The sequence below is a fragment of the Acinetobacter kyonggiensis genome, from assembly GCF_900107285.1.
In the GTDB taxonomy this organism is placed as follows: Bacteria; Pseudomonadota; Gammaproteobacteria; order Pseudomonadales; family Moraxellaceae; genus Acinetobacter; species Acinetobacter kyonggiensis.
Genome location: NZ_FNPK01000013.1, coordinates 39,968 through 66,476, shown reverse-complemented (window position 1 = coordinate 66,476; position 26,509 = coordinate 39,968). Strand labels below are relative to the sequence as shown.

The 26,509-nt window shown below is 38.2% G+C and carries 23 protein-coding genes and 1 pseudogene; 9 read left to right on the top strand and 15 right to left on the bottom strand.

Annotation, left to right across the window (positions count from 1 at the left end):
• Window positions 1–264: 264 nt before the first annotated feature.
• Window positions 265–504 (bottom strand): DUF6868 family protein, encoded by a 240-nt coding sequence (locus BLV99_RS11485; protein ID WP_092690773.1) that lies wholly within the window; start codon window positions 502–504, stop codon window positions 265–267.
• Between the two features lie 207 nt (window positions 505–711).
• On the opposite strand from BLV99_RS11485, the gene BLV99_RS11480 reads away from it, so the two are divergent.
• Window positions 712–1,053, top strand: coding sequence for a hypothetical protein (locus BLV99_RS11480; RefSeq protein WP_244516306.1), 342 nt, complete (start codon window positions 712–714; stop codon window positions 1,051–1,053).
• Between the two features lie 167 nt (window positions 1,054–1,220).
• Here the strand turns inward: BLV99_RS11480 and BLV99_RS11475 are convergent, their stop codons facing one another.
• From BLV99_RS11475 to acnD, 4 genes are all read right to left on the bottom strand, one after another.
• Window positions 1,221–1,370, bottom strand: coding sequence for a zinc ribbon-containing protein (locus BLV99_RS11475; RefSeq protein ID WP_280138275.1), 150 nt, complete (start codon window positions 1,368–1,370; stop codon window positions 1,221–1,223).
• 104 nt (window positions 1,371–1,474) lie between these two features.
• Window positions 1,475–2,125, bottom strand: coding sequence for a hypothetical protein (locus BLV99_RS11470; protein ID WP_092690768.1), 651 nt, complete (start codon window positions 2,123–2,125; stop codon window positions 1,475–1,477).
• Window positions 2,122–2,898, bottom strand: a complete 777-nt coding sequence (locus BLV99_RS11465) for a DUF4276 family protein (RefSeq protein WP_092690766.1) — start codon at window positions 2,896–2,898, stop codon at window positions 2,122–2,124. Before BLV99_RS11465 ends, BLV99_RS11470 begins: the two co-directional genes overlap by 4 nt.
• A 166-nt stretch (window positions 2,899–3,064) precedes the next feature.
• Entirely contained in the window at window positions 3,065–5,671 is a 2,607-nt protein-coding gene (gene acnD / locus BLV99_RS11460; protein WP_092690762.1) for a Fe/S-dependent 2-methylisocitrate dehydratase AcnD, read from the bottom strand.
• A 261-nt stretch (window positions 5,672–5,932) separates the two neighbouring features.
• Between acnD and ygfZ the strand changes: the two genes are divergently transcribed.
• Window positions 5,933–6,655, top strand: a complete 723-nt coding sequence (gene ygfZ / locus BLV99_RS11455; RefSeq protein WP_092690760.1) for a CAF17-like 4Fe-4S cluster assembly/insertion protein YgfZ — start codon at window positions 5,933–5,935, stop codon at window positions 6,653–6,655.
• A gap of 38 nt (window positions 6,656–6,693) precedes the next feature.
• Here ygfZ and BLV99_RS11450 read toward each other — a convergent pair whose 3' ends face one another.
• From BLV99_RS11450 to BLV99_RS11440, 3 genes are all read right to left on the bottom strand, one after another.
• Complete coding sequence (locus BLV99_RS11450; protein ID WP_092690756.1) at window positions 6,694–7,179, bottom strand: hypothetical protein; 486 nt, start codon at window positions 7,177–7,179, stop codon at window positions 6,694–6,696.
• The gene (locus tag BLV99_RS11445; RefSeq protein ID WP_092690754.1) at window positions 7,172–8,578 is read right to left on the bottom strand and encodes an AAA family ATPase; all 1,407 of its coding nucleotides are present in this window, start codon (window positions 8,576–8,578) and stop codon (window positions 7,172–7,174) included. The genes BLV99_RS11450 and BLV99_RS11445 overlap by 8 nt, the downstream gene beginning before the upstream one ends.
• Window positions 8,579–8,691: 113 nt before the next feature.
• Entirely contained in the window at window positions 8,692–9,870 is a 1,179-nt protein-coding gene (locus BLV99_RS11440) for a PQQ-dependent sugar dehydrogenase (RefSeq protein WP_092690751.1), read from the bottom strand.
• 146 nt (window positions 9,871–10,016) lie between these two features.
• On the opposite strand from BLV99_RS11440, the pseudogene BLV99_RS18485 reads away from it, so the two are divergent.
• A pseudogene (locus tag BLV99_RS18485) lies at window positions 10,017–10,347 on the top strand (protein tyrosine phosphatase).
• 28 nt (window positions 10,348–10,375) lie between these two features.
• Here the strand turns inward: BLV99_RS18485 and BLV99_RS11430 are convergent.
• Entirely contained in the window at window positions 10,376–10,621 is a 246-nt protein-coding gene (locus BLV99_RS11430; RefSeq protein WP_092690748.1) for a hypothetical protein, read from the bottom strand.
• A 311-nt stretch (window positions 10,622–10,932) separates the two neighbouring features.
• Here BLV99_RS11430 and BLV99_RS11425 point away from each other — a divergent pair, with 311 nt between their 5' ends.
• Window positions 10,933–11,739: a tetratricopeptide repeat protein gene (locus BLV99_RS11425; RefSeq protein WP_092690745.1), complete on the top strand. Its 807-nt coding sequence runs from the start codon at window positions 10,933–10,935 to the stop codon at window positions 11,737–11,739.
• A 390-nt stretch (window positions 11,740–12,129) separates the two neighbouring features.
• Here the strand turns inward: BLV99_RS11425 and BLV99_RS11420 are convergent, their stop codons facing one another.
• The 3 genes from BLV99_RS11420 to BLV99_RS11410 all read right to left on the bottom strand — a co-directional run bounded on the left by BLV99_RS11420 (window position 12,130) and on the right by BLV99_RS11410 (window position 16,372).
• The gene (locus BLV99_RS11420; protein ID WP_092690743.1) at window positions 12,130–13,053 is read right to left on the bottom strand and encodes an AEC family transporter; all 924 of its coding nucleotides are present in this window, start codon (window positions 13,051–13,053) and stop codon (window positions 12,130–12,132) included.
• A gap of 65 nt (window positions 13,054–13,118) precedes the next feature.
• Complete coding sequence (locus BLV99_RS11415) at window positions 13,119–14,228, bottom strand: NADH:flavin oxidoreductase/NADH oxidase (RefSeq protein ID WP_092690740.1); 1,110 nt, start codon at window positions 14,226–14,228, stop codon at window positions 13,119–13,121.
• Between the two features lie 11 nt (window positions 14,229–14,239).
• Window positions 14,240–16,372, bottom strand: a complete 2,133-nt coding sequence (locus tag BLV99_RS11410) for a TonB-dependent receptor (RefSeq protein WP_092690737.1) — start codon at window positions 16,370–16,372, stop codon at window positions 14,240–14,242.
• Window positions 16,373–16,672: 300 nt separating this feature from the next.
• Between BLV99_RS11410 and mutM the strand changes: the two genes are divergently transcribed.
• Both mutM and BLV99_RS11400 read left to right on the top strand, forming a co-directional pair.
• Window positions 16,673–17,527: a bifunctional DNA-formamidopyrimidine glycosylase/DNA-(apurinic or apyrimidinic site) lyase gene (mutM, locus tag BLV99_RS11405; RefSeq protein ID WP_092690735.1), complete on the top strand. Its 855-nt coding sequence runs from the start codon at window positions 16,673–16,675 to the stop codon at window positions 17,525–17,527.
• Window positions 17,524–17,805: a peptidylprolyl isomerase gene (locus tag BLV99_RS11400; RefSeq protein WP_086164794.1), complete on the top strand. Its 282-nt coding sequence runs from the start codon at window positions 17,524–17,526 to the stop codon at window positions 17,803–17,805. The genes mutM and BLV99_RS11400 overlap by 4 nt, the downstream gene beginning before the upstream one ends.
• Before the next feature lie 151 nt (window positions 17,806–17,956).
• Here the strand turns inward: BLV99_RS11400 and mscL are convergent, their stop codons facing one another.
• Window positions 17,957–18,394: a large conductance mechanosensitive channel protein MscL gene (gene mscL / locus BLV99_RS11395; RefSeq protein WP_086164795.1), complete on the bottom strand. Its 438-nt coding sequence runs from the start codon at window positions 18,392–18,394 to the stop codon at window positions 17,957–17,959.
• Between the two features lie 215 nt (window positions 18,395–18,609).
• Window positions 18,610–20,445 carry a translational GTPase TypA gene (gene typA, locus BLV99_RS11390; RefSeq protein ID WP_086185365.1) on the bottom strand — a complete coding sequence of 612 codons (1,836 nt, stop codon included), beginning with the start codon at window positions 20,443–20,445 and terminating at the stop codon, window positions 18,610–18,612.
• 173 nt (window positions 20,446–20,618) lie between these two features.
• Between typA and BLV99_RS11385 the strand changes: the two genes are divergently transcribed.
• The 3 genes from BLV99_RS11385 (at window position 20,619) to BLV99_RS11375 (ending at window position 24,555) form a co-directional block, all read left to right on the top strand.
• Window positions 20,619–21,989 carry a uracil-xanthine permease family protein gene (locus BLV99_RS11385; protein WP_086185366.1) on the top strand — a complete coding sequence of 457 codons (1,371 nt, stop codon included), beginning with the start codon at window positions 20,619–20,621 and terminating at the stop codon, window positions 21,987–21,989.
• Between the two features lie 65 nt (window positions 21,990–22,054).
• Entirely contained in the window at window positions 22,055–23,089 is a 1,035-nt protein-coding gene (locus BLV99_RS11380) for a class I SAM-dependent methyltransferase (RefSeq protein WP_086185367.1), read from the top strand.
• Complete coding sequence (locus tag BLV99_RS11375) at window positions 23,089–24,555, top strand: amino acid permease (RefSeq protein WP_086185368.1); 1,467 nt, start codon at window positions 23,089–23,091, stop codon at window positions 24,553–24,555. Before BLV99_RS11380 ends, BLV99_RS11375 begins: the two co-directional genes overlap by 1 nt.
• A 705-nt stretch (window positions 24,556–25,260) precedes the next feature.
• On the opposite strand, the gene omp38 is transcribed toward BLV99_RS11375, so the two are convergent.
• Complete coding sequence (gene omp38 / locus BLV99_RS11370) at window positions 25,261–26,334, bottom strand: outer membrane protein Omp38 (RefSeq protein WP_092690732.1); 1,074 nt, start codon at window positions 26,332–26,334, stop codon at window positions 25,261–25,263.
• Window positions 26,335–26,509: the final 175 nt, after the last annotated feature.

Below are 26,509 nucleotides of genomic sequence, written 5' to 3'. Positions count from 1 at the left end.
TTGTTTTTAATACATTTTCACAGTCAAAATCCGACCAAAATTTAACTTGTTTTGGGATGAAATGGCTAAATAAAACTGCGTGATTGTTCTTGCTGATTAACCGCTAACCGAGCGATTTTTATTCTGATACTTACTGCTCAAAACTACTGTTTTTTTGATGAACAATCATAATTTCAAGCCATTGTAAATTGGCGCACTAAAGTCATATCAATCTAAATCAATAGAATACCTTGTCCATTTCATACGCTGTAAAATTTAAGCGTATTAAAGTAATTTTAATGCAATCAATGGCACAAGATTCAGTAACAGGATGCCAATTTTATAGACGGCCATCGCTGAATAATGAATTGCATCAAAGTTTTGATCCGACAATTTAAACCATTGCGTATGCAATTTTTTAATAGCACTTTTGGCAAAAATAAAAGCAAAAAACCAAATTAATAGAATGACATAGTTAATTAACGTGCAATAAAGCAAGAAATCTGTAAGTTGAGCGATATTCATTATATTCACCCTGTTTTTCTTTATTTTCTGTGTTTATTTTAGGCTGAATTTAGGTGTGATATACAGTTTTGTAGTTTAAATTTTGAGGGGATAAGTTTTAAAAGCATTTCATTGCATAACAAGCATATTGGAAGTTGCTGATTTTAAAAGTTTTCATGTAAAGTTGGCACATTGATTTCAAAGAATATCATCACCATGAAAACAAAAATGGCGCTCTTGATTATGCTTACGACACTCTCACTGAGTTCATGCAAAGTATTAAAAACGCATATTGTAAAAGTGACCAGTTCAAGTGAACCACAAGCACATGATATTTTATTAAAAACTAGCAAAGGCTATGTGTATTTGTCCACACAGAAAATGACAGATAAACAAAAAGAAATTTTAAAAAACCTACGTCCTTTTCAATGCTTAGAAATTAAAACACCTGAACAATTTGCCATGCAAAACAGAGAAGTTCGATTTTATGATTTTAAAATCAGATCCCTAGTCGAAAGCGATAAAGAATGCCGAAAAATTAAAGTCACGACACGTATTGAAGTACATTAATTTTAAAGCGGTTTAAAATTGTTTCCACCATGATCTCTAAACTGATTGATCGTGATTGGTTGTTATTGTTCTACTTCACTAAGTTATAAATAACAAAAAGCCCTATGGAGTAATAGGGCTTTTGTTTAAAAACAGGTTGTCTGTTTTATCAATGTCGCTAGGTACTGTTATTTTTTAAATTCAGTGCCATGGCATTTGGTACACGGGGGTAAACGGTCTGTACCAATTTCTAAGTAAGTGCGACGTCCGCACTGAATACAAAAATAGAAGCCTGTTCCGGGTTTTTCGCCAGCAGTAACCATTTTTGTTCTCCATATGTTTTTAGAAATGGTGAACAAAGTATAGACACTTTTTTAGCTTTGTCTATCAGTTATTTCAAATAAAAATGGTGTCATTTTTGCAAAAAATGAATCTACATATTCTAAATATCTAACAGTCCTTCTGGGGCTTCTGAATGTTTGATGCTGTTTTGTGGGCTTAACCAAACCACAAGGTTTGCCCATATATTTCGAAAGCATGAATAAATAGACATAGAGTCTTGAATTTCTACTAATCCACTTTCAATCATATTATCTAATTGTTGATTAATTTCGTCACATATACTTTTTATCTCATTTAAAATTTGATGAACAGTGCTTTCATCTATACCATCTACATACCTAGATTTAATTATTCTAAATATCCTTATATAAAAATCTTTATATTTTTCATCATTAATTGGTGCTGTAATAGGACAATTATACCCCCACCAAATATTACTATTTTGGGAAATCTTTTCTCCTAATATTCTACTAGTATTACATGCCCATAAAAAAAACTTAGTATTACTAAACTTATCAAAATCATCAAGTGAAATTATAACTTCCTTATTATTATCAAGAACTAGACAACTATCCCCATGCGACATTATCATTAAATAAGCATTATTTAAATGAGGAAATCTAGAATAGAAAGACTCCCTATTAGCTTGTTTTTCACAAATAAACACCTCATCACCATCAAGAATATTATTTGCAATTAGTAAATTTGCGCTAGTTTGCTCATCATACGATGTTACAAATAAAATTTTCACTTTTCAGCCTTTCTCGCAAGCATATCTCTAGCTATTCTTAACAAATCAGAAATATACTGTTTACCTAAATCCGTACCATTCTCTATTTCCTTAGAAAGCTCTAAAGCATTAAAAGTATTTCCATCTAATGTTTTCCAAACAATTTTTTCTTTAGGTAATTCTTGCAATAAAGTAGCAAAAACATCTCGTGGAATAGAGTTTTTTAGAATTTTTTCATATTTAAATGTTTCCAAATCTAAATCATCTAAAATAGAATTCAAAAAAACTCTTAATGATGGTGATCTTGAAACAGCTTGATTTATATCAATTGAATTAAAAACAAAATCAAAGGACTTATTATTTCTCCTACCATTATTAAATAAATTAAAAAATGTTTGCTTCGGATAAGGAATACTTTCAGGCAATGGAAATCTTTCTAATTGAGCTTTTTTTTCAGAATCCTCAACATTATTTATCAAGTTTTTTATATCAGCAAATAACCATGCCTCTATACAAGGAACTGCACAAAAAACTTTTATACTTTCTGATTCAACTCCTAATTGCTTTCTTGCTGTACCTTGTGAATCTGGCACATTATACTCATCTGAATCTATTAATATAAATTGACTGACATTTTCTTGGACTCTATAGCTATTTTTTAAATACTTTCTAATATTATTTTTTCCATTATGTACAAAATATTCAATATTATTATTTATTCCTAACACACTAAAAAACTTAGAAAGAATACACTTATCATCCTCTCCTTCTACATGAATCAATAACTCTTTCATTTGCTTACCAACACCAATAAGAACTATTTATTAAATATTAAACATTTACAATAATTTTATCAATATTATTAATACTTAGCATATTTCCTCCATTAAGAAAGAAGCTCCCTCTCTCATTCCTTATACAGCTTTAGAATTTGAGAGGGACATGATTAGACCAAAAATTTTACGCCACATTCCCTTCTAAAAAATCCTGTGCAAAGCGCTGCAATACACCACCCGCTTCATACACATGCACTTCTTCTTCGGTGTCTAAACGGCAGGTCACAGCCACTTCTACAATTTCATCACGTCCATCTTCAGTGGCACGCTCAATCACCAAAGTCAGGTCAGAACGTGGTGCAATGTTACCAATCACGCTATACAGCTCAGTACCATCTAGCTTTAAAGTTTTACGGTCTACACCTGCTTTAAACTCAAGCGGTAATACGCCCATACCGACCAAATTGGTACGGTGAATACGTTCAAAACCTTCGGCCACAATCGCTTCCACACCTGCCAAACGCACACCTTTAGCAGCCCAGTCACGGCTTGAACCCTGACCATAGTCTTTACCCGCAATAATAATCAGAGGTTGCTTACGGTTCATGTAAACTTCTATCGCTTCCCACATGCGCATGACTTCGCCTTCAGGCTCTACACGTGCTTTAGAACCTTGTTTCACCGTACCATCTGAACGAAGAACCATTTCATTGAACAATTTCGGATTAGCAAACGTCGCACGTTGTGTGGTTAAGTGGTCACCACGGTGTGTTGCATAGGAGTTAAAGTCTTCCTCAGGCACACCCATTTTTGCCAAATATTCACCCGAAGCACTGTCCAATACAATCGCATTCGATGGTGATAAATGATCGGTGGTGATGTTGTCACCTAAAATTGCCAGTGGACGCATATTGGCTAAAGTCCGCGGTGCAGCCAAAGCCCCTTCCCAATATGGCGGACGACGAATATAAGTACTTTGCGGACGCCAGTCATACAGTGGACTTGCCGCTTTTTCATTGACACCCAAATCAAACATCGGAATATAGATTTTACGGAACTGTTCAGGCTTCACAGCGACTTTCACCAAAGCATCAATTTCTTCGTCCGATGGCCAAATGTCTTTGAGGTAAATTGGGTTGCCATCTTTATCGTTACCGAGTGAATCAGTTTCGATGTCAAAACGAATGGTGCCTGCAATGGCATAAGCAACGACTAATGGCGGAGACGCTAAGAATGCTTGTTTTGCATAAGGATGGATACGACCATCAAAGTTACGGTTGCCCGAAAGCACCGCAGTTGCATATAAATCACGATCAATAATTTCTTGTTGAATTTTTGGATCTAGCGCACCAGACATACCGTTACATGTGGTACATGCATAGGCTACAATACCAAAACCCAATTTTTCTAAATCGTGTAATACCCCTGCTTCTTCCAAATACAAAGCCGCAGCTTTAGAACCTGGTGCAAAAGAGGATTTCACCCAAGGTTTACGCGTTAGACCCAATTCATTGGCTTTACGTGCCAGTAAACCTGCCGCAACAGTATTACGTGGGTTTGAGGTATTGGTACATGAGGTAATCGCAGCAATAATCACTGCACCATCAGGCATTAAACCATCGGTACGGTGCTCAACCACACCTGCAATGCCTTTGGCTTTTAAGTCGCTGGTTGATACACGTGCATGTGGATTCGATGGCCCTGCAATATTACGAGTCACAGTAGACAAGTCAAAATGCAGCACACGCGGATATTCTGCTTGTTTCATCTCCGATGCCCAAAGACCCATTTCTTTGGCATAGGTTTCAACCAGTTTAATTTGATCCGCTTCACGACCCGTTAAAGTCAAATAATCAATGGTGTTTTGGTCGATGTAGAACATTGCCGCAGTCGCGCCATATTCAGGCGTCATGTTGGAGATGGTCGCACGATCTCCCACCGACATGCTGTCCGCACCTTCACCAAAGAACTCAAGGTACGCACCGACTACACGTTCTTTACGCAAGAATTCAGTCAATGCTAAAACGATGTCTGTTGCGGTAATGCCGGCTTGACGCTGACCAACCAGTTCCACACCAATAATGTCGGGTAGACGCATCCACGATGCACGGCCCAACATCACATTTTCAGCTTCTAAACCACCGACACCAATTGAAATTACACCGAGTGCATCGGTATGTGGGGTATGCGAGTCTGTGCCCACACACGTATCTGGATAAGCCACGCCACCACGGTTTTGAATCACTGGCGACATTTTTTCTAAATTAATTTGATGCATGATGCCGTTACCCGCAGGAATCACATCGACATTTTCAAATGCTGTTTTAGTCCATTCAATGAAGTGGAAACGGTCTTCATTACGACGGTCTTCAATGGCACGATTTTTCTCAAAAGCATCTGGGTCAAAACCGCCAAATTCTACAGCCAATGAGTGATCGACAATGAGCTGGGTCGGTACAACAGGATTGACTTTAGACGGGTCGCCGCCTTGGTCGGCAATCGCATCACGCAGACCTGCAAGGTCAACCAATGCTGTTTGTCCAAGGATGTCATGGCAGACTACACGTGCAGGATACCAAGGAAAATCATGCTCTTGACGACGCTCAATCAGTTCTTTTAAAGATTGTTCTAAAATAGCAGGGTCACAACGGCGTACGAGCTGCTCTGCAAGTACTTTTGAGGTATATGGGAGTTTTGCATATGCGCCTGGCTGAATATCTTCTACGGCTTGGCGTACATCAAAATATTCGAGCTGGGTTCCACTCAGTGGTTTACGATAATTGTTATTCATAGCGTACTTGCCTCTTGACTCATTTTTTTACTGCATGTTTTTTTGATGACTAGTCACAATCGGTTCGTAGGCATTGTACGCTTTCAAAAAGCCATTTCCCAAATCGTATATATTTCATATAGTTAGATATAAAAACAGGGGTTTTTGAAATACTTGGTTACATATATTTTTTAATATTTACTCTAAATGTGCTTTTTTCTGCAAAATAGTGGAAAATCAGGCTAATTCTTTAGTATTAGATTCAGTATTGGTGAGCGATAAATGAGCAATTTAGCTTTTTCCTCATTCACACTAAACGGTGTGGATGCACAAAAATTCCTGCAAGGACAAGTCACTCTCAACGTTGCAGCTTTGGCTGAGAACGTGACGCGCTATACCGCGATCTGTAGTTTAAAAGGTCGGATTCAGTTTGGTTTATGGTTAACAAAGCTTAATCCTGAAAGTTTTGAAATTGTCACAACACAAGATCAAAGTGAAGAATTTGCCAAACATATTAAAAAATTTGGTGCATTTTCTAAGATGAAATTGGAACAAGCGGCACAGGTTTTCCCCACTTTAAATGATGACAGCACTGATTTTAGCCCGACTGAAACAGATGTTAATGTATGGCAACTGCAAGCGATTGAAGCAGGTCAAGCTTGGATTTCGGCAACCACTGCGGAACTGTTTCAACCGCAAGAATTGCGATTGCATCAGCGTGAAGGCGTGCATTATGACAAGGGCTGCTATATTGGTCAGGAAATTATTGCGCGTCTTTGGTTTAAGGCAAAACCAAAAAGTTGGTTGCACCTTGTTCAAGGTACAGGTGATGTTCCTGCCCCTGCAACTCAATTGAATAAGGATATCCAAATCGTCAACAGTATTGCCATTGATGGTGGTTACAAAGCATTGGTTGTGGCAAAACCTGCCGCACTTGAAGAACTGGGCTTAACCATTTTAGCTTTACCTGAAAGTTTAAATGGTGATGTGGCTCGTCCGCAGTAATATTTTTCAAGTTAGCCCTCAATTTTGAGGGCTAGTTTTTAAGATTGTTTTTGATGATATGCTTTTAAATCATCATCTAATGACCAAATAAAAATTTCACTCATTGAAAACTTTGAGCAACTTTTTTCGAACTCTTTGATTATGCTTAAATCTCCAAAACTAGTTCCTTCGCTAGTCCTTGTAGGCGATTTATTACGCTGAGCATGTGCTGGAAACTCATGTAACCATTCTCTAATTTTTTCTTGAGTATCCCAATCCGCTATGCGAAATGGAGCTTCGCCAGTAAATGTTTTTTCTAACGTTTCAACAAATCTTTCAGCAACTTCACGTCGAGTATTTCCATCACCATTTTGAGCAATATGATTTCCTGTTTCAATCACAACAGCCATCGGAATAATAAAACTACAGTCTAAATCAATATATTCGTAAAACTTTTCCCAGATTTCTTCTCGTTCATTATTCCTATTTGGTACATCTAAAATATTTAAAAGAATGCTCGTATCAATCAAACAAATACTACTCATTTGATGCTCCACGCATTTCATTTAACCAAGAAAGTGCTTTTTGCCTTTTATCTTCTTTTGAAATTGGATTTTTTACAAAACGGTCGACAATTCCTTGAGTGACTAATTCACCTAAAGGCCCTTGTGAGACTAAGCCGACATAATCATCTAAATCTGATAGCCGAACTAACCTACTATCACCTTCTTTAGGGTCACGATAAGCAAATACAACATCACCCAAAGCTTTATCTGGCAAAGCATCCATTAATGCAGGATTATGAGTGGACAATAATAATCTTAATTTTTTCTTTTCCGCAAAATAAAACATTGTTTCTAATAAATATTTTGCTCTCGACGGATGTATTCCATTGTCAATTTCTTCAATAACTATCGTTGAACCATTTGGGGCAGATAATATTGCAGCTGCAATACCTAAAATGCGTAATGTTCCATCCGAAAGTAATTCAATGCTCCACTCTTGTTCTTTACCACCAAAATTTTCAATTAATGCCAATTCAATACGATCACGATGATCTTTATAAAATTTTAACCCTTTAAAATCTTGCTCAGGTAAGCTACTAATAAATTTTAAAATATCAGCTTTATAGTCAATTTCTTTATTTTCCCATAACTTATATAAAACCCCAGATAAGTTTTGACCATTTTGACGTAATCGACTACTAATAGCACTTTCCTTACGCATTTCTGATGGTATAAAGTCATAAAAAGAAACAAAAACAGAAAAAATGCCTCTCATTAATAAAAAGTCAATATTTAGCATAAGTGCATCAGAATGATTGATATTATCTTTATCTTCTAAATAAGGTTTGAGTTGCTCATCAACTATATTATCAACAATTTTTAATACTGAACTATCACTATCTACATTAGATGATAACTCATCTATTAAGATTCCATTTCTTTGAAATTTTGGAATAAAAAGTTTGTTTTGAGAAATAAATTCATTAGCAATCAAAGTCGCAGGATTTGAACTAAATAAAGGCTTAAAAGCATTACTATTTTCACTAATCTCAAAGAACTTTTCTTGATTATTTCTTAAAATAAGTTCCTCACTTTTCACTTTTAAATTTTCAAAGTTATTTAATTCTATAGAAAAATTCCAATTTTCAAAATTAGCAATCAAATTTTTTGAAAGTGAAGCGCCTAAACCAAATATATCCTCATCCTTACAAAATAAATCCCTTATCTCTCCACGAAATATTTTTTCTGAATCATTTATTCTATTTTGAATCGTAGAAAGCTTTTCACCGCCAGCAAACCAACTTAAAAAGCGAAAAGCTTCAATCGCATTTGACTTACCAGAAGCATTTGCGCCAATCATTAAAGTGATCGGTGCTAAAGGTAATGTTTGACCAGTTTTATAGCTTTTAAAATTTTCGATCCAAATGCTTTCAAGCATAGTGTTGCCTTAACATCTTTAGAAATATAAATTTAGTCTATCTGAAAGCATATAAACATTCAAAAACATTCCTGAAACAACTTATTCCTATAGTTGAAATGATAGGAATAAGACTAATCTTTCCTCTTTACATAATAAACCACCCCTCCCTGATCATCTGAAAAATAGAATGATTGATCATCAATTCGATAGATATCACAAGGGCGGCCATACACAGTTTTACCCACTAAAAATCCATCCATAAATGTCTGTAGTTTTTGTCCTTTACGCATAATCACAATTTTGTACCCATGACCAATCGATGCATCAGTTGAACCATGCAAAGCAACTAAAAAAGAATTTTTGATCATGTCATCAGTACTTGTCTGATCAAAATAATCAAAGCCAAGCGCCGATGAATGCGCAGGGAAATAGGCATAGGGAGGCAACACATTTTTACAACCTGACGGACGTTTGAATTTTGGATCTGCAAAAATTTTACCATTCGACGAATAACACGAAGCCCAACCATAATCTGCATCACGTTTCAGTGCATAAAAAGTTTCATTCGGTTGATTATGACCCAAATGATCAACGCCTTGATTGGTGGCAAATAAAAATTTACCGATCCATTTCAAACCGACTGCATTGCGCAAGCCTTTGGCGAAAATCTTTTGTTCCGAACCGTCAGGATTCATTTCTAAAACGGTCGCTCGAACTTTTTCTTTCTCGGTGCAAGCATTGCAACTTGATCCAACTGAAACATAAATTTTCCCGTTTCCACCGACTTCGATCGTCCGCGTTAGATGCCAGCCACCATATTTATAGCTTAAACCGTAATCAGGAAAGGTAGCCAAAACTTCGGCTTTACTCGTGGGTTTAATTTCACCTTGGGTAAATTTTCGTCGGGTGAGTTGGTGGGTTTCAGCTAAATATAACCAATCTTGTCCTTCAGAGTCGGTATAAAACTGGACTGAATTTGGATTCTTTAAGCCTGTCATATAAGGAATGATTTTTCCGAATTGACCCGTTTCAGCATTCCATTCATCCAGAATATAAACGATGCCTTTTTTATTGTCGGTCAAATCGTGCATATCCGTGATAAACATTCTGCCCTCGGGGGATTTGGCGAAAAAACGAACTCGCTTTAAGCCCTCTGCCGCTGGAATGATTTCGTAATTTGGCGGGAGATTTAAAGAAAAATGCGTCCCGTTTTTCAAGTTTACTGCATGAGGAACAAGTTTTGGCTGCCCTGCTAAACTTGTCATTGAACAAACTAAACTTATAAATAAGATTGACAGTATTTTTATCATATTTGAATATGCCTCAATTAATCTTAGGAAAAAGAGCCTTCAATTTTATGTTATATAATTTGAATGAAGAGTACATAGCCAAATGCTTTAAGTTAAAAAACATTCAGACAGATCAATGAAAACAATCAAAATTTTGAGGAATCACCATTAACTACCTATTTATCTGTAGCCGTAACCAATGGCGTAGTCCTGAGTGGTACTGCCACGCAAGGGAACGATTTTGCGTTGGCTTTGGATACACACACGCTCAGCGGAAACCAGTAAATAGGCAAAACTCTAGTGTCAGCCAAAGATATTGTTTGGGCAGATCTGATTGCGGTGATGGAATACAAACACAAATAAAATTTGCAGGAAAAATTTTCAAAGCAATTGAAACACAAGACAATTATTGTTCTAGATATTCCTGACGATTATCATTATATGGATGAAGAACTCATTGAAATTCTCAAACTTTCAATGAGCACACATTTAACTTAATACTTTTAAAAATAGAAAATTACGTCTATTAAAAATTATGAAACAACTTATTCATATCTTTAATCACATAATCTTTAAAATGAAAAGCACGTGCATGCTTTGCATCAAATTTTGCAGTATGACCGTCTTTTTCAAAAATATAGACCCGATCTTCTTTACTCACTAAAAATTCCGCACCCAATTTCATTAATAACGCATCAATCTTATCTTCATCAGCAATAGATTCATCCTGACTTACTTTTAAATAGTTACGCTTAATACCTTTAATGAACATGGATCTACTCGCTATAAAATTCAACCGAGATTTAAACAAAAATTGGCTAAAAAGCAAAGTTCATTCTGATACTCATTTGACCTAAGCAGATTAAACTTCAATTTTTAACTTAAGCTTTCAAGCAAAAGTGAACATTTCTTCACACTGATTTAACATTCATTATGCAAATAGCTACGAAATTTTATTGCAATACACAAATCATATATTTACATTCACATAATTAAACTTATGATGTTGTACTTGAGTCTTCCCTATACCCCATAAACACATAAATGGAATTATGTGCATGTTTATAAAAGGTTTTTAATACTATGAAAAAAATCATACTTGCTAGTATCATCGCATTATCTTCAAATTTTGCTTTGGCAGAAACGGCAAAAACATCTATCGACCCTGCCTTTGCCAAAATTGAAACCATGGTCAAAGCCAAGGATATGAAGGGCGCATATCAAGAACTGGATAAATTAGCAAAAACGGGCAACCCGCAGGCCATCTATAATTTAGGTTACCTCACGCAAACAGGTCAAGGCACCGCCAAAGATGAAAAAAAGGCGATCAAGCTATACGAAGAGTCTGCCAATAAAGGCTACCCTGTTGCCAACTATGTATTAGGCAAAAACTATATGGCGGGTACTTTGGGTCTTAAACAAGACATCAATAAAGCCAAACAGTATTTAGAAAAAGCATCTAAACAAGGTTTTGATGATGCTACTGTCGATTTAGCCGTTTTGCTTTTTGCTGAAGGTACGCCTGCATCAGATAAATTGGCATTGCAAAAGTTAGACCCTTTAATTAAAAAGGATAACTATCAGGCAATCCATGCTAAAGCCTTATATGACATTAGTTTAGGCTTTAAAACTAAAAATGAAGCATCAATTAAACAAGGCTTAAAAGGCATGCAGGACTTAGCACAAAACGGCTATATTCCAGCATTGATGGCTGTCGGCAATATGTTTACCAATGGTAAGATCGTTCCACAAAATCTTGTAGAAGCGAAAAAGATTTTCTCGGCGCTAGCAAAAGAAAATGTGCCTCAGGCAAAAGAGTCTTTAGCGGTGGTGGATAAAATGATTGCTGAAACAGCAAAAAACCCGCCAAAAGCTGAAAAGAAAAGCTAAAGCGTCTCAACCCATAAAACAGCTAAATTAATTAAGCCCCTCTAAATGAGGTAATGCCAGTCAGTTAAGGGTTTTAGAAATAAAGTCCTTAGCTTTTTAGTTATTCACGACGGAGTCTTATATTTTTAAATCAAATACTGGAAGCTCATTTATTACTTTGGATAAGCCCAAAGTAACCAAAGGCATTTGTCATCCGCAAAACTCGTCAAATACCTTTTACTAATCAATTAATCTCAGAAACCTTACTGTTTCAAAGTAGTCTTGCCTCGAACAGTTGCGGATGACAGTTACGCGTATCGAATAACAGCATGAATTTAAAATAAAAAAGCCAGTCAATTTCTTAACTGGCTGGTATTCCCTAAATCAGGGGCTTTTTACTGTCACCCGAATTTACCACCAAAGTGCAATCAGGCTACTGATGCCAATAAAACCCAATATGGTGCTTAACATTAAAGCAGTTAAGGCTTTATCACTCAGTCCATAATTTTGCCCCAAAATACCCAACACAATGGGCATGGGTAATGCAGCAAGTAACGTCCCTGCATAAAGCATTTCTTGGCTGACATTCGGTAAAATACTGAATAAAACAAAAATCGTCAGTGGCATCAGTACAATTTTAAACGTGACTAAAATTACACTTTGTATATTCAGTGATTTTAAACTCATCCCGACCAAACTTGCCCCAATCACGAACAACGCAATTGGAGATGCTGTTTTACCTAACATCTCTAAAACTTGAACCACGTAAAATGGCAGCTGAATATTCAAAATGACACAAAACATTCCCAACACAATAGACAAAATAACGGGGTTTTTAATGACATTATATAAGGTTTGTTTAAGCAACTGGGAGGTCACTTGATGTTGCTGCATTCCCACTTCAGCAATGACTAAAGTTAATGCCACAATCAGTAAATTTTCAATCATCAAGGTCAAAGAAAGATAGATTGCGGCATGCTGCCCAATCAACATCGTCAGTATCGCTGTGCCAATAAAACCTGTGTTGGACATGGATGCACCCATTGCCAACACCCCAGATTCAGTCAAACGGCATTGAAAATATTTGCGATACAAAAGAAAAGCCAAAGCAAAAATAATCAGTGAACCGCCACCATAAGCAATGAAATAACTGGGATTCCAAATTTCATCAAAACGTTTACTGGCTAAAGCTTGCAGTAAAAATGCAGGTAATGCGATTTTAAAAACAAACTGACTTAAACCTTGAATATGCTCAGGTAAAATAAATTCAAATTTTACGCAAATAAATCCCAGTAGAAGCAGCAGGCATATTGGTAAAATAACAGTTAAGACCACAGCAACTTCCTATCTTCCAAAAGACCTCAATCAATTTCATTCCTGCCATTTTCTGCACCCAAACTTTAGTGTTGAAAGGGTTTAAACAGTGACTTCACACCATGTGGTTGACAGCGTAAATACTGTGGTGCAATTTCAATTTTCGCACCCAATGTTGCAGCAGCATGCCAAGGCCAACGTGGCTCATAAAGCAGCGCACGTGCCAGACCAATCGCATCGGCTTGCCCCTTTGCAAGAATACTTTCTGCTTGCTCAGCTTCAGTAATTAAACCCACCGTAATCACTGGAATATGAAGCACTTTTTTGACTGCTTCAGCAAATGCTACTTGATAATTGGCACCTATTTTAATGTCTTGCTGGGCATGTAATCCCCCACTCGAAACATGAATATAAACTGCGCCTAAATTTTCTAATTGTTTCGACAATGCAACGGTTTCTTCTAACGACCAGCCTCCTTTAAACCAATCTTGGGCAGAAAGACGTACACCAATGGGGAAATTTTCAGGAACAGCGGCTTTCATGCTCTGAAATGTTTCTATCGCCATCCGAATACGGTTTTCAAAACAACCGCCATATTCATCACTGCGCTTATTGGCTAAAGGCGACATAAACTGATGTAATAAATAACCGTGTGCTGCATGTAACTCAATTAACTCAAAACCCGCGTCAACCGCACGAATCGCCGCATTGCTAAAATCTTGAATAATTTTTTGGATGCCATTTTTTGACAGTTCCTGTGGCGCATGATCATGATCATTAAATGCAATATCACTGGCTGAAACAGTTTGCCAACCATGCGCTTGATCAGGGCTAAATTGACCTTTGCCATCCCAAGGTTTATCCGTAGATGCCTTTCTGCCTGCATGCGCCAACTGAATGGCAAAAGGCATAGGCGAAAGTGTCTTGACTTTTGTCAGTAATGTTTTAATTTGATCACGCTGTGTATCATTCCATAGTCCTAAATCAGCATAACTAATACGACCTTCTGGCTGTATAGCTGTTGCCTCAATTACACATAACCCTGCCCCAGACAATGCGTAATTCGCCCATTGCTGTTCATGCCAATAAGTCACTTCGCCCTGCTCGGTTGCAGAGTATTGACACATTGGGGCAATCACAATTCTATTCTTGAGTTCTAACTGACCAAACTGAATCGGTTCAAATAATAAAGACACTTTTTTGCTCCTTAGAATGCTTTGGTGATACTTAAACCCGTGCTCCAGCTCATTCCATCTGCGGGTTCGAAGAATCGACCTTTCGGCTGAGTAGCATCATTGACAATCACTGAACCGACATAGTTTTCATCAAACATGTTATCGATACGTGCATAACTACGCACTTTCCAATCATTATTTTTCCAGATATAGCCTATATTTGCCGAGGTTACGGTATAGCTAGGTGCTACATCGCTATTGGTGTCATTGACATAAATTTTATCCATATAACGCACATCGATGCCCGCATTAAAGCCCGTTTCAGGCTGCCAGCCCAAAGCAACATAAGCCTGATTCTTTGCGACACCCGGAATGTAGTTACCGCTATAAACGACTTTTTGAGGATCAGTATTGGGAATATCGGCATCGAATGTTGCATCTAAATAGCTATAACTGGCTTGTGCCGTCAAATCACGCCATAATTTTTTATTCCATGACAGTTCCACACCCTGACGCAAAGTTTTATCGGCATTCTGGAAGGTCGATCGACCATCCAATGTTCCTGCTGAAACAATATCGTCTTGAGTTTCACTGTGGAAAATTGCTGCGGTAAAATTACCAAGAAGATTTTGTGCTTTTAAACCCAGTTCATAATTGTCACTGCTTGAAGGTTTTAAAGCAAAATTAATTCCAGACGTTCCTGTGGTTGGGTAGGCCATTTCAGTAAATGTTGGTGTTTCAAACCCTTTGGCATAACTCAGATACGTGCTCAGTTGAGGGCTTATTTCCCAAGTGAATGCAGCGGAAGGCAATAGCTTGTCATAGTCAGTCTTACCACTATCATCAGCATTTGTCCCTTGAATATAGTGATCTTTAGATTGGTAATGCACATTGCTATAACGCAAACCTGTGTCTAAGCGCCAAGTGGGTAAAAACTGCCAAGACGCTTGTAGGTATGGGTCTAAATTCCATAAGGTATTATTTTCATCACGGCGTAACTTGCCTTTTACCCCATAATTTCCTGCACTATCAAAGTTTTCATAGCCTTGACGGTCTTCATCCATGGCATCAAAAGCAAATCCTGCGGTAAAACGTGTATTTGGTAGTAAATCTTTACCCGTCCAACGCAGATCAGTCCCGTAATAGTCACGGCTAAAATCAATCACACCACCTGCATGACGCGGATTGGCTTGAGCTGTGTTTGGAATGGATTGATATTGAGTAACTTCACGATGTCCCGCATAAGCCATAGTATAAAGCTCATGTTGGTCATTAATCGGTTTCGTCCACGTTAGTCCTGTTTGGGTTTGATTAATCTCTTTACGGACATCATAAATATTTTTTGCATCATTCACCTGTTTGGGATTGGCTTTCCATTGCTCTCGGGTTAAACCTTGTGGATCATCGGCATTCATATCCACATGATTCACAATCCAGTTCACTTTAGAACCATCTTCTAAATCCCAAGTCAGTTTGGCATTGCTTAAAACTTTGCGCGCTGCACTATGGTCACGATAACCATCGGTATCAAAATAAGAAGAACTCACCACATAACTTGGCTCTCCTGCTTTATCTGCGCCACCTTGTAAGGTCATATTGGCACGACCTTTATGATGACTCCCACCTGAATAACCTAACTCGATTGAATCACGCCCTTCACCTTGCTTGGTGCTGGTTAAAACAGTACCGCCAGAAGAATTACCATACAATGATGAAAATGGCCCACCCAAGACTTCAATGTGATCTAGACTGCTTAAATCAATATTCGAGGTTTGCCCCTGACCATCAGGCATGGTGGCAGGAATGCCATCGACATATAAACGAATCCCACGTACCCCAAAAGTAGAACGCGCACCAAAACCACGCATAGACAGTTGTAAATCTTGTGCATAGTTTTCACGGTTATTCAGTTGTAGACCTGGTACACCTTTCAAGATTTCAGATAAATTAACCGCAAGATTATTTTCATTATTTTTTTGTTCAATACGATAGACCGATGCTGGGGTTGTTAACCAGTCGGTATCGGTACGTGTGGCTTCTATTTTTAAGGTCGGAAGTAAAACAGGTTCCGTAGAACCTGCTTCTGCATAAAGATTTTGACAAATACATGCCGTCAAGCAAAGTAAAGTCATATTGATGGACTTTATCGATGATTTACTTTGCATTGAGAAGCCTCTATTTCGGATTAAAAAATGATTTTAGAGCTTAAACCAACTCTCAGCGCATTATCAACTTTCCGTAACAGCAGAATTGATCACATACTGTAACAACGGGGCTAACATGAATAATTTCAATGAATCATATGATTCGTGCAGCTTGATATTCTATTGTTCAGCTTATTTTCAATCTATTTCTGAACTCAGTTTCTTATAGTATGTGCACGACTCATCTTATGCTTCAATTAAAACTTGTATTCTCGACCATTCATCCCGATATTAGCCATAATCCATTTTAATTTGCTAAAAATGCCTGAACTACCTGAAGTTGAAACCACAAAAACCAGTTTATTGCCTTTAATTGAGCAAAAAGTCATTTCTGTTGAAGTTCGACAATCCAGTTTACGCTGGCCGATTCCTGAAGATATTCAAAAACTAACTGGGCAAAAATTGCTTAAGCTCACCCGACGCTCTAAATATATTTTGGCGGAATTTGAGCACGACAGCATGTTATGGCATTTGGGCATGTCGGGTAGTTTTCGCCTTTGTGAACCCCATACAGAATTGCGTAAACATGATCATTTGATCATTCAGTTTGAAGATATAGAACTACGTTACCATGACCCACGTCGTTTTGGCTGCATTTTATGGTTAGATCAGAACTCTCAAACCAAGTTAATTGATACTTTAGGCCCAGAACCTTTAAGTGAAGCATTTAATGCTGACTATTTAGCAAGCAAATTTAAAAAGAAAAATGTGGCCGCCAAAGTTGCCATTATGGATAACCATATGGTGGTTGGAGTCGGTAATATCTATGCCACTGAAAGTTTATTCAATTTAGGCATTCACCCTGCCCAGCCTGCATCTAGTTTAAGTATGCAGCAAATTGAAAAATTAGTGATCGAGATCAAACGAATCTTAAAACAAGCCATAGATTTGGGTGGCTCAACCCTACGTGACTATAGTAATGCCATGGGCGAAAATGGTTATTTCCAACAAACCCTATTGGCCTATGGCCGTGCGGGTGAAATGTGTGTGAACTGTGAAACCACTTTAGAAAATTTAAAACTCGGACAGCGTGCCAGTGTATTTTGTCCGCAATGTCAGCCTTTAAAAAACGTTAAAATGCTCACCAAGACACCATCTAAAGGGAATAAAGCATGAAATCTGCCATCGTGCGTCATATTTTAGTCAAAGACAAAGAGTTGGCCGAACAGTTAAAAAAGAAGATTAAAGCAGGTGCAGATTTTGCCCAAATTGCTAAACAGCATTCCACCTGTCCTTCAGGCAAAAAAGGCGGTGAACTGGGTGATATCAAGAAAGGACAACTGGTCGGCCCCATTGATAAGGCGGTATTTACCTTAGCTGAACGTGAATTGCATGGCCCAATCAAAAGTCAGTTTGGTTGGCATTTACTCGAAATTAAGTTTCGAATGGATTAATCATCCTAAATTCCCTTTTTTCGAACAGGGACTTCTCCTTCCAGAGTAAGTTTTAAAGCACTACTGGAAAATGAAGTGCAAGAAACGAAGATTGCAAGAAATTCAATTAAAAAAATGGCACTACACGTGCCATTTTTTATCCTTCCACAATTTAAACTTGTGGACGACGTTTCAACTCATCACGGATTTCACGTAACAATTCGATATCTTCTGGTGTTGCAGCGGGTGCTTCTACAGGCGCTTCTTGTTTACGCAAACGATTCATGACTTTAACCAGTAAGAAAACCACCCAAGCTAAAATCAAGAAATTAATAAATACTGTTAAGAAACTACCATACTGTAAAACATTGACCCCTGCTTTTTGTAATTCCTCAAGCGTTTGTAAATTATTCGGGTTATCTCCCAATACAACGAACCATTGTGAAAAATCAACATCACCACCTGTAATCACAGAAATTAAAGGCATCAATACATCTTTTACCAATGAATCAATAATTTTACCAAAAGCACCACCAATGATGACACCAATCGCCAAATCCATCATATTGCCTTTAATGGCAAACTCTTTAAATTCTTGAACGATACTCATGAAACTCTCCAGCTCGCTTTGTCATATTCTTTTATTAAAATATTTTTAAACCGTTCCATATCAAAAATGTGAAACAGTTCATATAGATGAGTAATTTACTCGGAATTAAATGCTTTTAGAATATTTAGTTGCTCATTTCAAACAAAAAAAAATGCTATCAACGAATTGATAGCACCTTTTTATGACCAAACGCAGTCACGGACAATAATTAAAAATTATTTACCGCGGTTACGTTTACGATCATTTTCAGTCAACCAGCGTTTACGAATACGTACTGATTTAGGTGTAACTTCAACTAATTCGTCATCTTCGATGAACTCAAGCGCTTGTTCAAGCGTGAAACGAATTGCAGGAGTTAACGTTAATGCTTCATCTGTACCAGATGCACGCATGTTGGTTAACTGCTTCGCTTTAGTTGGGTTAACCGTCATGTCGTCAGAACGTGAGTTCATACCCACGATCATACCTTCATAAACTTCTAACTGTGGTTCAGCAAATAGACGACCACGGTCTTGTAATGTAAACAATGCAAACGCTAAGCAAGTACCGTTAACCATTGAAACAAGTACACCGTTTTGACGCTTCGCTACAGTACCAGCTTTCGCTTTACCATAATGAGAGAAGCTTGAAGTCATAATACCAGTACCAGAAGTAATGGTTAAGAATTCAGAACGGAAACCGATCAAGCCACGTGAAGGAACAGTTGCTTCAATACGGATACGGCCTTTGCCGTCAAGTTCCATATTGGTCATTTCGCCTTTACGGAAGCCCATTTGCTCCATGATTGAACCTTGATGTTGTTCTTCAACGTCAAAAGTTACATTTTCATACGGCTCTTGGATTTCACCATCAATTTCTTTCATGATTACTTCAGGACGAGATACACCCATCTCGAAGCCTTCACGACGCATGTTCTCAATAAGAACAGACAAATGAAGCTCACCACGACCAGATACTTTGAAACGGTCTGGAGAATCAGTATCTTCAACACGTAAAGCTACGTTATGAATCAATTCGCGGTCAAGACGTTCACGAATATTACGTGAAGTTACGAATTTACCTTCGCGACCAGCAAACGGTGAGTTGTTTACTTGGAATGTCATCGAAACTGTAGGTTCATCTACAGACAATGGCGGTAAAGCTTCAACATTTTTCGGATCACAAATCGTGTCAGAGATGTTAAGTGCATCAAGACCCGTGATACATACGATATCACCAGCAGAAGCATCTTCAACGTCTACACGGTCAAGACCATGATAACCCATCACTTTTAAGATACGGCCGTTACGTGTTTTGCCATCTTTGTCGATTACAGTCACTTGCGTGTTTGTTTTAACCGAACCACGTTGGATACGACCAATACCAATTACACCTACGAAACTATTATAGTCAAGAGATGAAATTTGCATTTGGAACGGGCCATCAACGTCAACTTTAGGTGGTTCAACGATGTCAACAATTGTTTCAAACAATGGCGTCATATCTTCAGACATTGCTTCAACATCACGACCAGCAATACCGTTAATTGCAGAAGCATATACCACTGGGAAGTCTAACTGCTCGTCAGTCGCACCAAGGTTATCAAATAAATCAAATACTTGATCCATTACCCAGTCAGGACGTGCACCTGGACGGTCAATTTTGTTTAATACAACGATTGGCTTAAGACCACTTGCAAATGCTTTAGATGTCACAAAACGAGTTTGTGGCATTGGACCGTCTTGTGCATCAACGAGAAGTAATACGCAGTCAACCATAGACATTACACGTTCAACTTCACCACCGAAGTCAGCATGTCCCGGGGTGTCGACGATGTTAATGCGGTATTCAGTATCTGTACGTTTGTCTAACCATTTGATTGCAGTGTTTTTTGCAAGAATGGTAATACCACGTTCAGACTCAAGCGCGTTAGAATCCATAACACGTTCAATCTCGCCCGCGCGGTCACCGAGAGCACCAGATTGTTGCAAAAGTTTGTCTACAAGAGTGGTTTTACCATGGTCAACGTGCGCAATAATGGCAATGTTGCGGAGAGTTTTAATATCTGACATGTAAATTCGATACGCTTTAAATTTGAGGGCAAATTATACAGAAAAATACTAACTTTTAGTAGTGACAGTTTATTGACAGTTACAAGTTTTTTTAAAAAATCGCTCTTTTTTTGGTTTGTAAAGTCCTGTAACTCGATTAGAATAGCCATAAATTGCTGCTGTACCGTTTTCAAATGTCTGATTTAACAAACTCTCCCGAGCAAAAAGATCATCTTGATTTAGTTTATGGATTGAATGACCGTCCAAAACCATTCATCGCTTTTTTAGCTGCACTGCAACATTTATTGGCCATTATTGTCCCGATTATCACACCCGGCTTACTAATCTGTTTAGCTTTAGGCGTCTCAAAACAAGACACCAACATGATTCTTTCCATGTCTTTGGTGATCTCAGGGATTGCGACTTTTTTACAATGTAAAAAAGTGGGTCCATTTGGCGCAGGCTTACTGATTGTTCAAGGCACCAGCTTTAACTTTATTGGCCCTATTATTGGTATTGGTTCTGCCATGGTTGCAGCAGGTACACCTGTTGAAGCGGTCATGGCCTCTATTTTTGGGGTGGTCATTGCGGGTTCATTTATTGAAATGGGCGTATCTCGTATTCTGCCTTGGGTAAAAAAACTCATTACCCCATTGGTGACAGGTATTGTGGTGCTGCTGATTGGTTTGACCTTAATTAAAGAAGGTCTTATCAGCATGGGTGGCGGTTATCAAGCCATGAGCGATAAAACATTTGCCAATGCCGACAACCTCATCATGTCATGTACGGTACTGGCGATTATTGTTGTTTTAAATCGTGTTCGTATCGTCTGGGTCAAAAGCTCGGCTATTCTCATTGCCTTAGTGATTGGTTATGTTGTTGCTGGTTTTATGGGGCATCTTAATTTTTCAAGTTTAGAAGATACCCCCCTCATTCAAATTCCAACCCCGATGCATTTTGGTTTAAGTTTCTCATGGAGCTTATTTATTCCAATGGCATTTATCTATTTAGTGACCTCTTTGGAAGCGATTGGTGATGTCACTGCAACTTCAAAAATATCCAATCAACCTGTAGACGGCCCAGTATGGATGGAACGTATTAAAGGTGGTGTACTGGTCAATGGTGCAAATTCATTTTTGGCGGGTATTTTTAACACCTTCCCAAGCTCGGTCTTTGCACAAAATAACGGTGTCATTCAACTGACAGGTGTTGCAAGCCGTTATGTTGGGATCTGGATTGCAGTATTATTGGTCATTCTGGGTCTATTTCCTGCTGTTGCAGGTGTGATTCAGGCCGTACCACAAGCGGTGTTAGGTGGTGCCGTCATGGTGATGTTCGGTGCTGTTGCAGCTTCAGGCATTAATATTCTGTCTGGCATTCAACTTGACCGCCGTGCATTACTGATTATTGCCATTTCTTTGGCATTAGGCTTAGGTGTGGCACAAGTACCTCAAATTCTTGAACACCTGCCTGAATTAATTCGTAACATTTTCAGTTCTGGTGTTGCGACAGGCGGTATTGCAGCATTGTTATTAAACATTATTCTTCCTGAATCGAAGAAATAATTTCATTTCAGCATCAACCCTGCCCAGCATTGTCTGGGCAGAGTTTTTCAATGGCGAGATAAAAAATGGATCCTAGAAGTGAAGTTGTCATTCGACAGCACGAATATCTGTCTGGACGTGTACTACTCATTAATGCACCTACGGATGACTTACTTTCCAATTTAGAAAAAGACATCACTCCATGTATATGGACATGGAACTATAACGAATTACAATATTTTCAGTCCCAACAAGCCAATGTACATTTTGGTGTAGATCTTCCTGCAGATGATTTTGATCAAGCGATTATTTTTGTCCCGAAGTCAAAAGAACTGCTGAATTACATCCTACATAATGTGGTTAGCCGCTTAAATGTTGGTGCTTCAGTTTTCCTTGTTGGAGAAAAAAAAGCGGGGGTTGAACGTGCTGCCAAACAATTACTGCCGTTTGGCCCAGCCTGTAAATTAGATAGCGCACGTCACTGTCAGATGTGGCAAATGACGGTTGAAAAAACTGTGGTTGCCAAAAAACTAGATGATTGGGCACAACAATATACCGTTCCTACACCCAATGGTGACTTAAATATCTGTGCCTTACCGGGCGTATTTAGTCAAAATCGCTTAGATATTGGTACTGCGGTGCTGTTACCTTATTTATCACAAGTCACTGCGGGTAAAATTGCCGACTTTGGGTGTGGTTCGGGTGTCATCAGTGCTTATTTAGCAAAATTAAATCCAAAAAATCGGATTTTTGCCATGGATGTTGATGCTTTTGCTTTGGCTTCCACCCAAATGACCTTTGAAAAAAACAATCTTGCGCCAGAACAACTTGAAATTACAGCAGTGACTGGTATTGAAGATGCACCGCTATTCTTGCATGCCATTGTCAGTAATCCGCCATTCCATCAAGGTATCCAAACCGATTACAACGCCAGTGAGAGTTTATGTAAAACATCACGACGTCATTTAAAATCGGGCGGTGAATTATGGATTGTAGCCAATCGCTTTCTAAATTATCCATTATTAATTGAGCAAAATTTTGGTCAATGTACAACCAAAGCCGATCAACAAGGCTTTAAAGTGCTGTTCGCCAACACTCAAAAGAAATCTAAGGAACAATAATGAGTGAAATTGATCAACCACACTTACAGCGTAAACTTGGTGCTCGCCATCTGAATATGATTGCGATTGGTGGCTCCATCGGCACAGGTTTATTCCTCGCTTCTGGTGCAACCATTGCCAATGCAGGTCCCGGCGGTGCATTACTCGCTTATGCGCTTATTGGTGTAATGATTTATTTCTTAATGACAAGTTTGGGCGAACTTGCCACGCACAACCCCACTTCAGGTGCATTTTTTACCTATGGTACTAAATATGTAGAAGGCGGTTTTGGTTTCGCCTTGGGTTGGAACTATTGGTACAACTGGGCAATCACGGTTGCTTTTGAACTGGTTGCGGTTCAGTTCATTATGAAATTTTGGTTTCCAGATATTCCAGGTTTCTACTGGAGTGCCATTTTCCTTGCGATTATTTTTGCAATTAATTCACTGACCGTGAAAAGTTTTGGTGAAAGTGAATTTTTATTCTCACTGGTCAAGGTCATTGCGATTATTGTCTTTATTATTATTGGCATTGCCATGATTGCAAAAATCATCCTAACACCGAATATGGTCACTTTCTCCAACTGGACCAAAGGTGATGCGCCTTTTGTCGGTGGACTACAAGCCATGATTGGGGTGGCCATGATTGCCGGATTCTCCTTCCAAGGTACAGAAATGGTCGGGGTTGCCGCAGGAGAATCTAAAGATCCTAAAAAAACCATTCCTGTTGCCATTAAGCAAATTTTTTGGCGAATCCTATTATTTTATGTGGTGTGTATTTTCATTATTGGCACACTTGTCGCTTATGATGATCCTCGTCTTTTACAAGCCGCGGCTAGTGATAACATCACCCTTTCGCCATTTACATTATTGTATGAAAAAGCAGGTTTTGCCTTTGCTGCAAGTTTAATGAATGCAGTCATCTTAACTGCCATTTTATCTGCGGGTAACTCGGGAATGTATTCATCTACACGTATGCTATTTGACATGGCACGTGAAGGTCGTGCACCGAAATGGTTTGCAAAACTCGATACTCGTGGTGTACCCATGAATGCACTTTATGCAACGACTGCAATTGCAGCACTCTGTTTCTTAACCACATTTATTGGTGAGCAACAAGTGTTCAATTGGTTGCTTAATATGTCAGGAATGTGTGGCTTTATCGTCTGGTTAGGTATTGCGATTTCACACTATCGTTTCCGTAAAGGCTATTTAGCGCAAGGGTATAAACTGGAAGACTTAGCATATACAGCAAAGTTCTTCCCTTTTGCACCATGGTTCGCCTTTATCCTCTGCTCGATCATTATTCTAGGTCAAAACTATGAAGCACTGATTGGTGGAAAAGTAGATTGGCTAGGTTTGGCTTCGACTTACATTAGTATTCCGCTCTTTCTTGTCATTTGGTTAGGTTATAAATGGAAATATAAAACCAAGCTTATTCCATATAAAGACATGGATGTACAACCTGTCAATGTAGAAAATGATTAACTTGCCACTGAAATAAAAAGCAGCCTTCGGGCTGTTTTTTTATTGTGCAAAAATCATAAATGTCTGGGCAACTGGGTCTTTTGATATAGCTATAGCCAACTTCTCAACAAGCCACAATCATGCAAAATAAAGCACTTTAAAAGATGATTGTTCTTGTGCAGATCTGAGTAAAATTTTAATCACTTTTATGCGGGTGAAATGTCTTGAGTCACAAAGGCTGGGTTCAACCACAGAGCAGAAAATTACATGAGTAAAAATCAAACTCAGCATGTAATAACTCCGACTTTGAATTATTAGACTTTTTTCATAGGGTGCTTTTTGGTCAACAGAAGTGGTTCGTAAAGCCAAAATTAAAAATAAATTTTAGTAAGTATTGGATTCATGAATATGACATGGATAGCACACGTTTCCCATCCTTGCGCTGCATTTTAAATGCAGTACATTAAAACCTGCTCAGGATATTGTGTATAGGAAACAAAAGGTTTTTGTCTTGCGTAGCCGTGCTAGTGCTTAACCTTTCAAAAGTAGCGCTCATGCCGATGCAAAGGCATAAAAACTGAATCGATCAAATGAGACAGTGCTGATTTAAAAAAATCGAATATTGAACATTTTTTAATTTATGTAAATTACCCATTATAAAAATAAATTTTTCTTCATAAAAAAAGCAGCCTGACGGCTGCTTTTTTAACTCAGTTCAATAATAAATTATTGAGCTGGTTGAGCAATTACAGTACGGCTACCAGAAATAGTCGCGAATACACGACGGTTCATAGCACGACCTTCTTTAGTTTTGTTGTCAGCAATCGGTTGATCCCAAGCAAAACCTTGAGTAGACAAACGAGCTGGATCTACATTGTATTCATTTACAAGTGAAGATTTAACAGAGTTAGCACGAGCCAAAGATAAACGTTCGTTTAATGCACGTGGACCAGTGTTATCTGTGTGACCTTCGATGCGAGCAGTAGCGTTTGGATATTCAACTAACTTTTCAGCAACTTTAGCAATTTCTGGTTTGTATTGATCTTTGATGTTTGATTTGTTTGTATCAAAGAACACACGAAGTTCCATGTTAAGGTCTTCAGTCAACTCTTGTGGAACTGGTTGAACTGGAACAACAGGTTCAACGACAGCAACTTCAACTACAGGTGCAGCTGGTTTCAAGTGACCACCAAGAACAACATTTAGACCAGCTAAAGCTGTATAGTCCCAAAATTTGTTGTCAAAGTTATAAGTACTACGAGCTTCTGTACGTAAAGACAAAGCATCGTTTAAGCGCCAGAAAGCACCAAGACCTGCATTACCAATTGTACTTTCTTCTTCCCAATCAGCAGCTTCGCCTTGACCTTCATATTTAACATGACCAGCACCTAGTAATACATACGGCTTGATTTTGCTGTCATAGTTTTTAGTGATTAAGTCAGAAGTTGCATAGAAGTTACCAGCAAGTTGCTGTTTTTTATATTCAGCTACTTTAGTCCCATCAACAACATCAGTATTTTGGCGAGTAGCTTCAATATCACCCTTTACTTGAGAATATTCAACTTCAAAACCTAACCATGGCGTTAATTCAACACCAATCGCAGCACCAACGAATAAATCGTCTTGTAAAGCTACTTGATTATCTGCATCTTCAACACCAGAGAATAGTTTACCGCTATTGTTGTGTTGAGTTTCGTTAAAGTTATAACCAACCATTAATGGGGTAATAGTTACGCCAGCATTCGCAGCAGCTAAAGGTGCAGCAACTAGCATAGCTAGTGCAATACGACTCATTTTCATGGATTTATCCTCCAGAGATAACAATTGTTGTTCAAGCTCAAGCCTAAAATTTGGCTATCCTGAAATAGGTTTTCTAATACCCAGTTTTATTTTTAAGCTACTCACTATGAATCATACAAACACTTTATTTTTTTTCCAAGTGCTTGATAAATTTAATCAAGTGAATTATTGACAA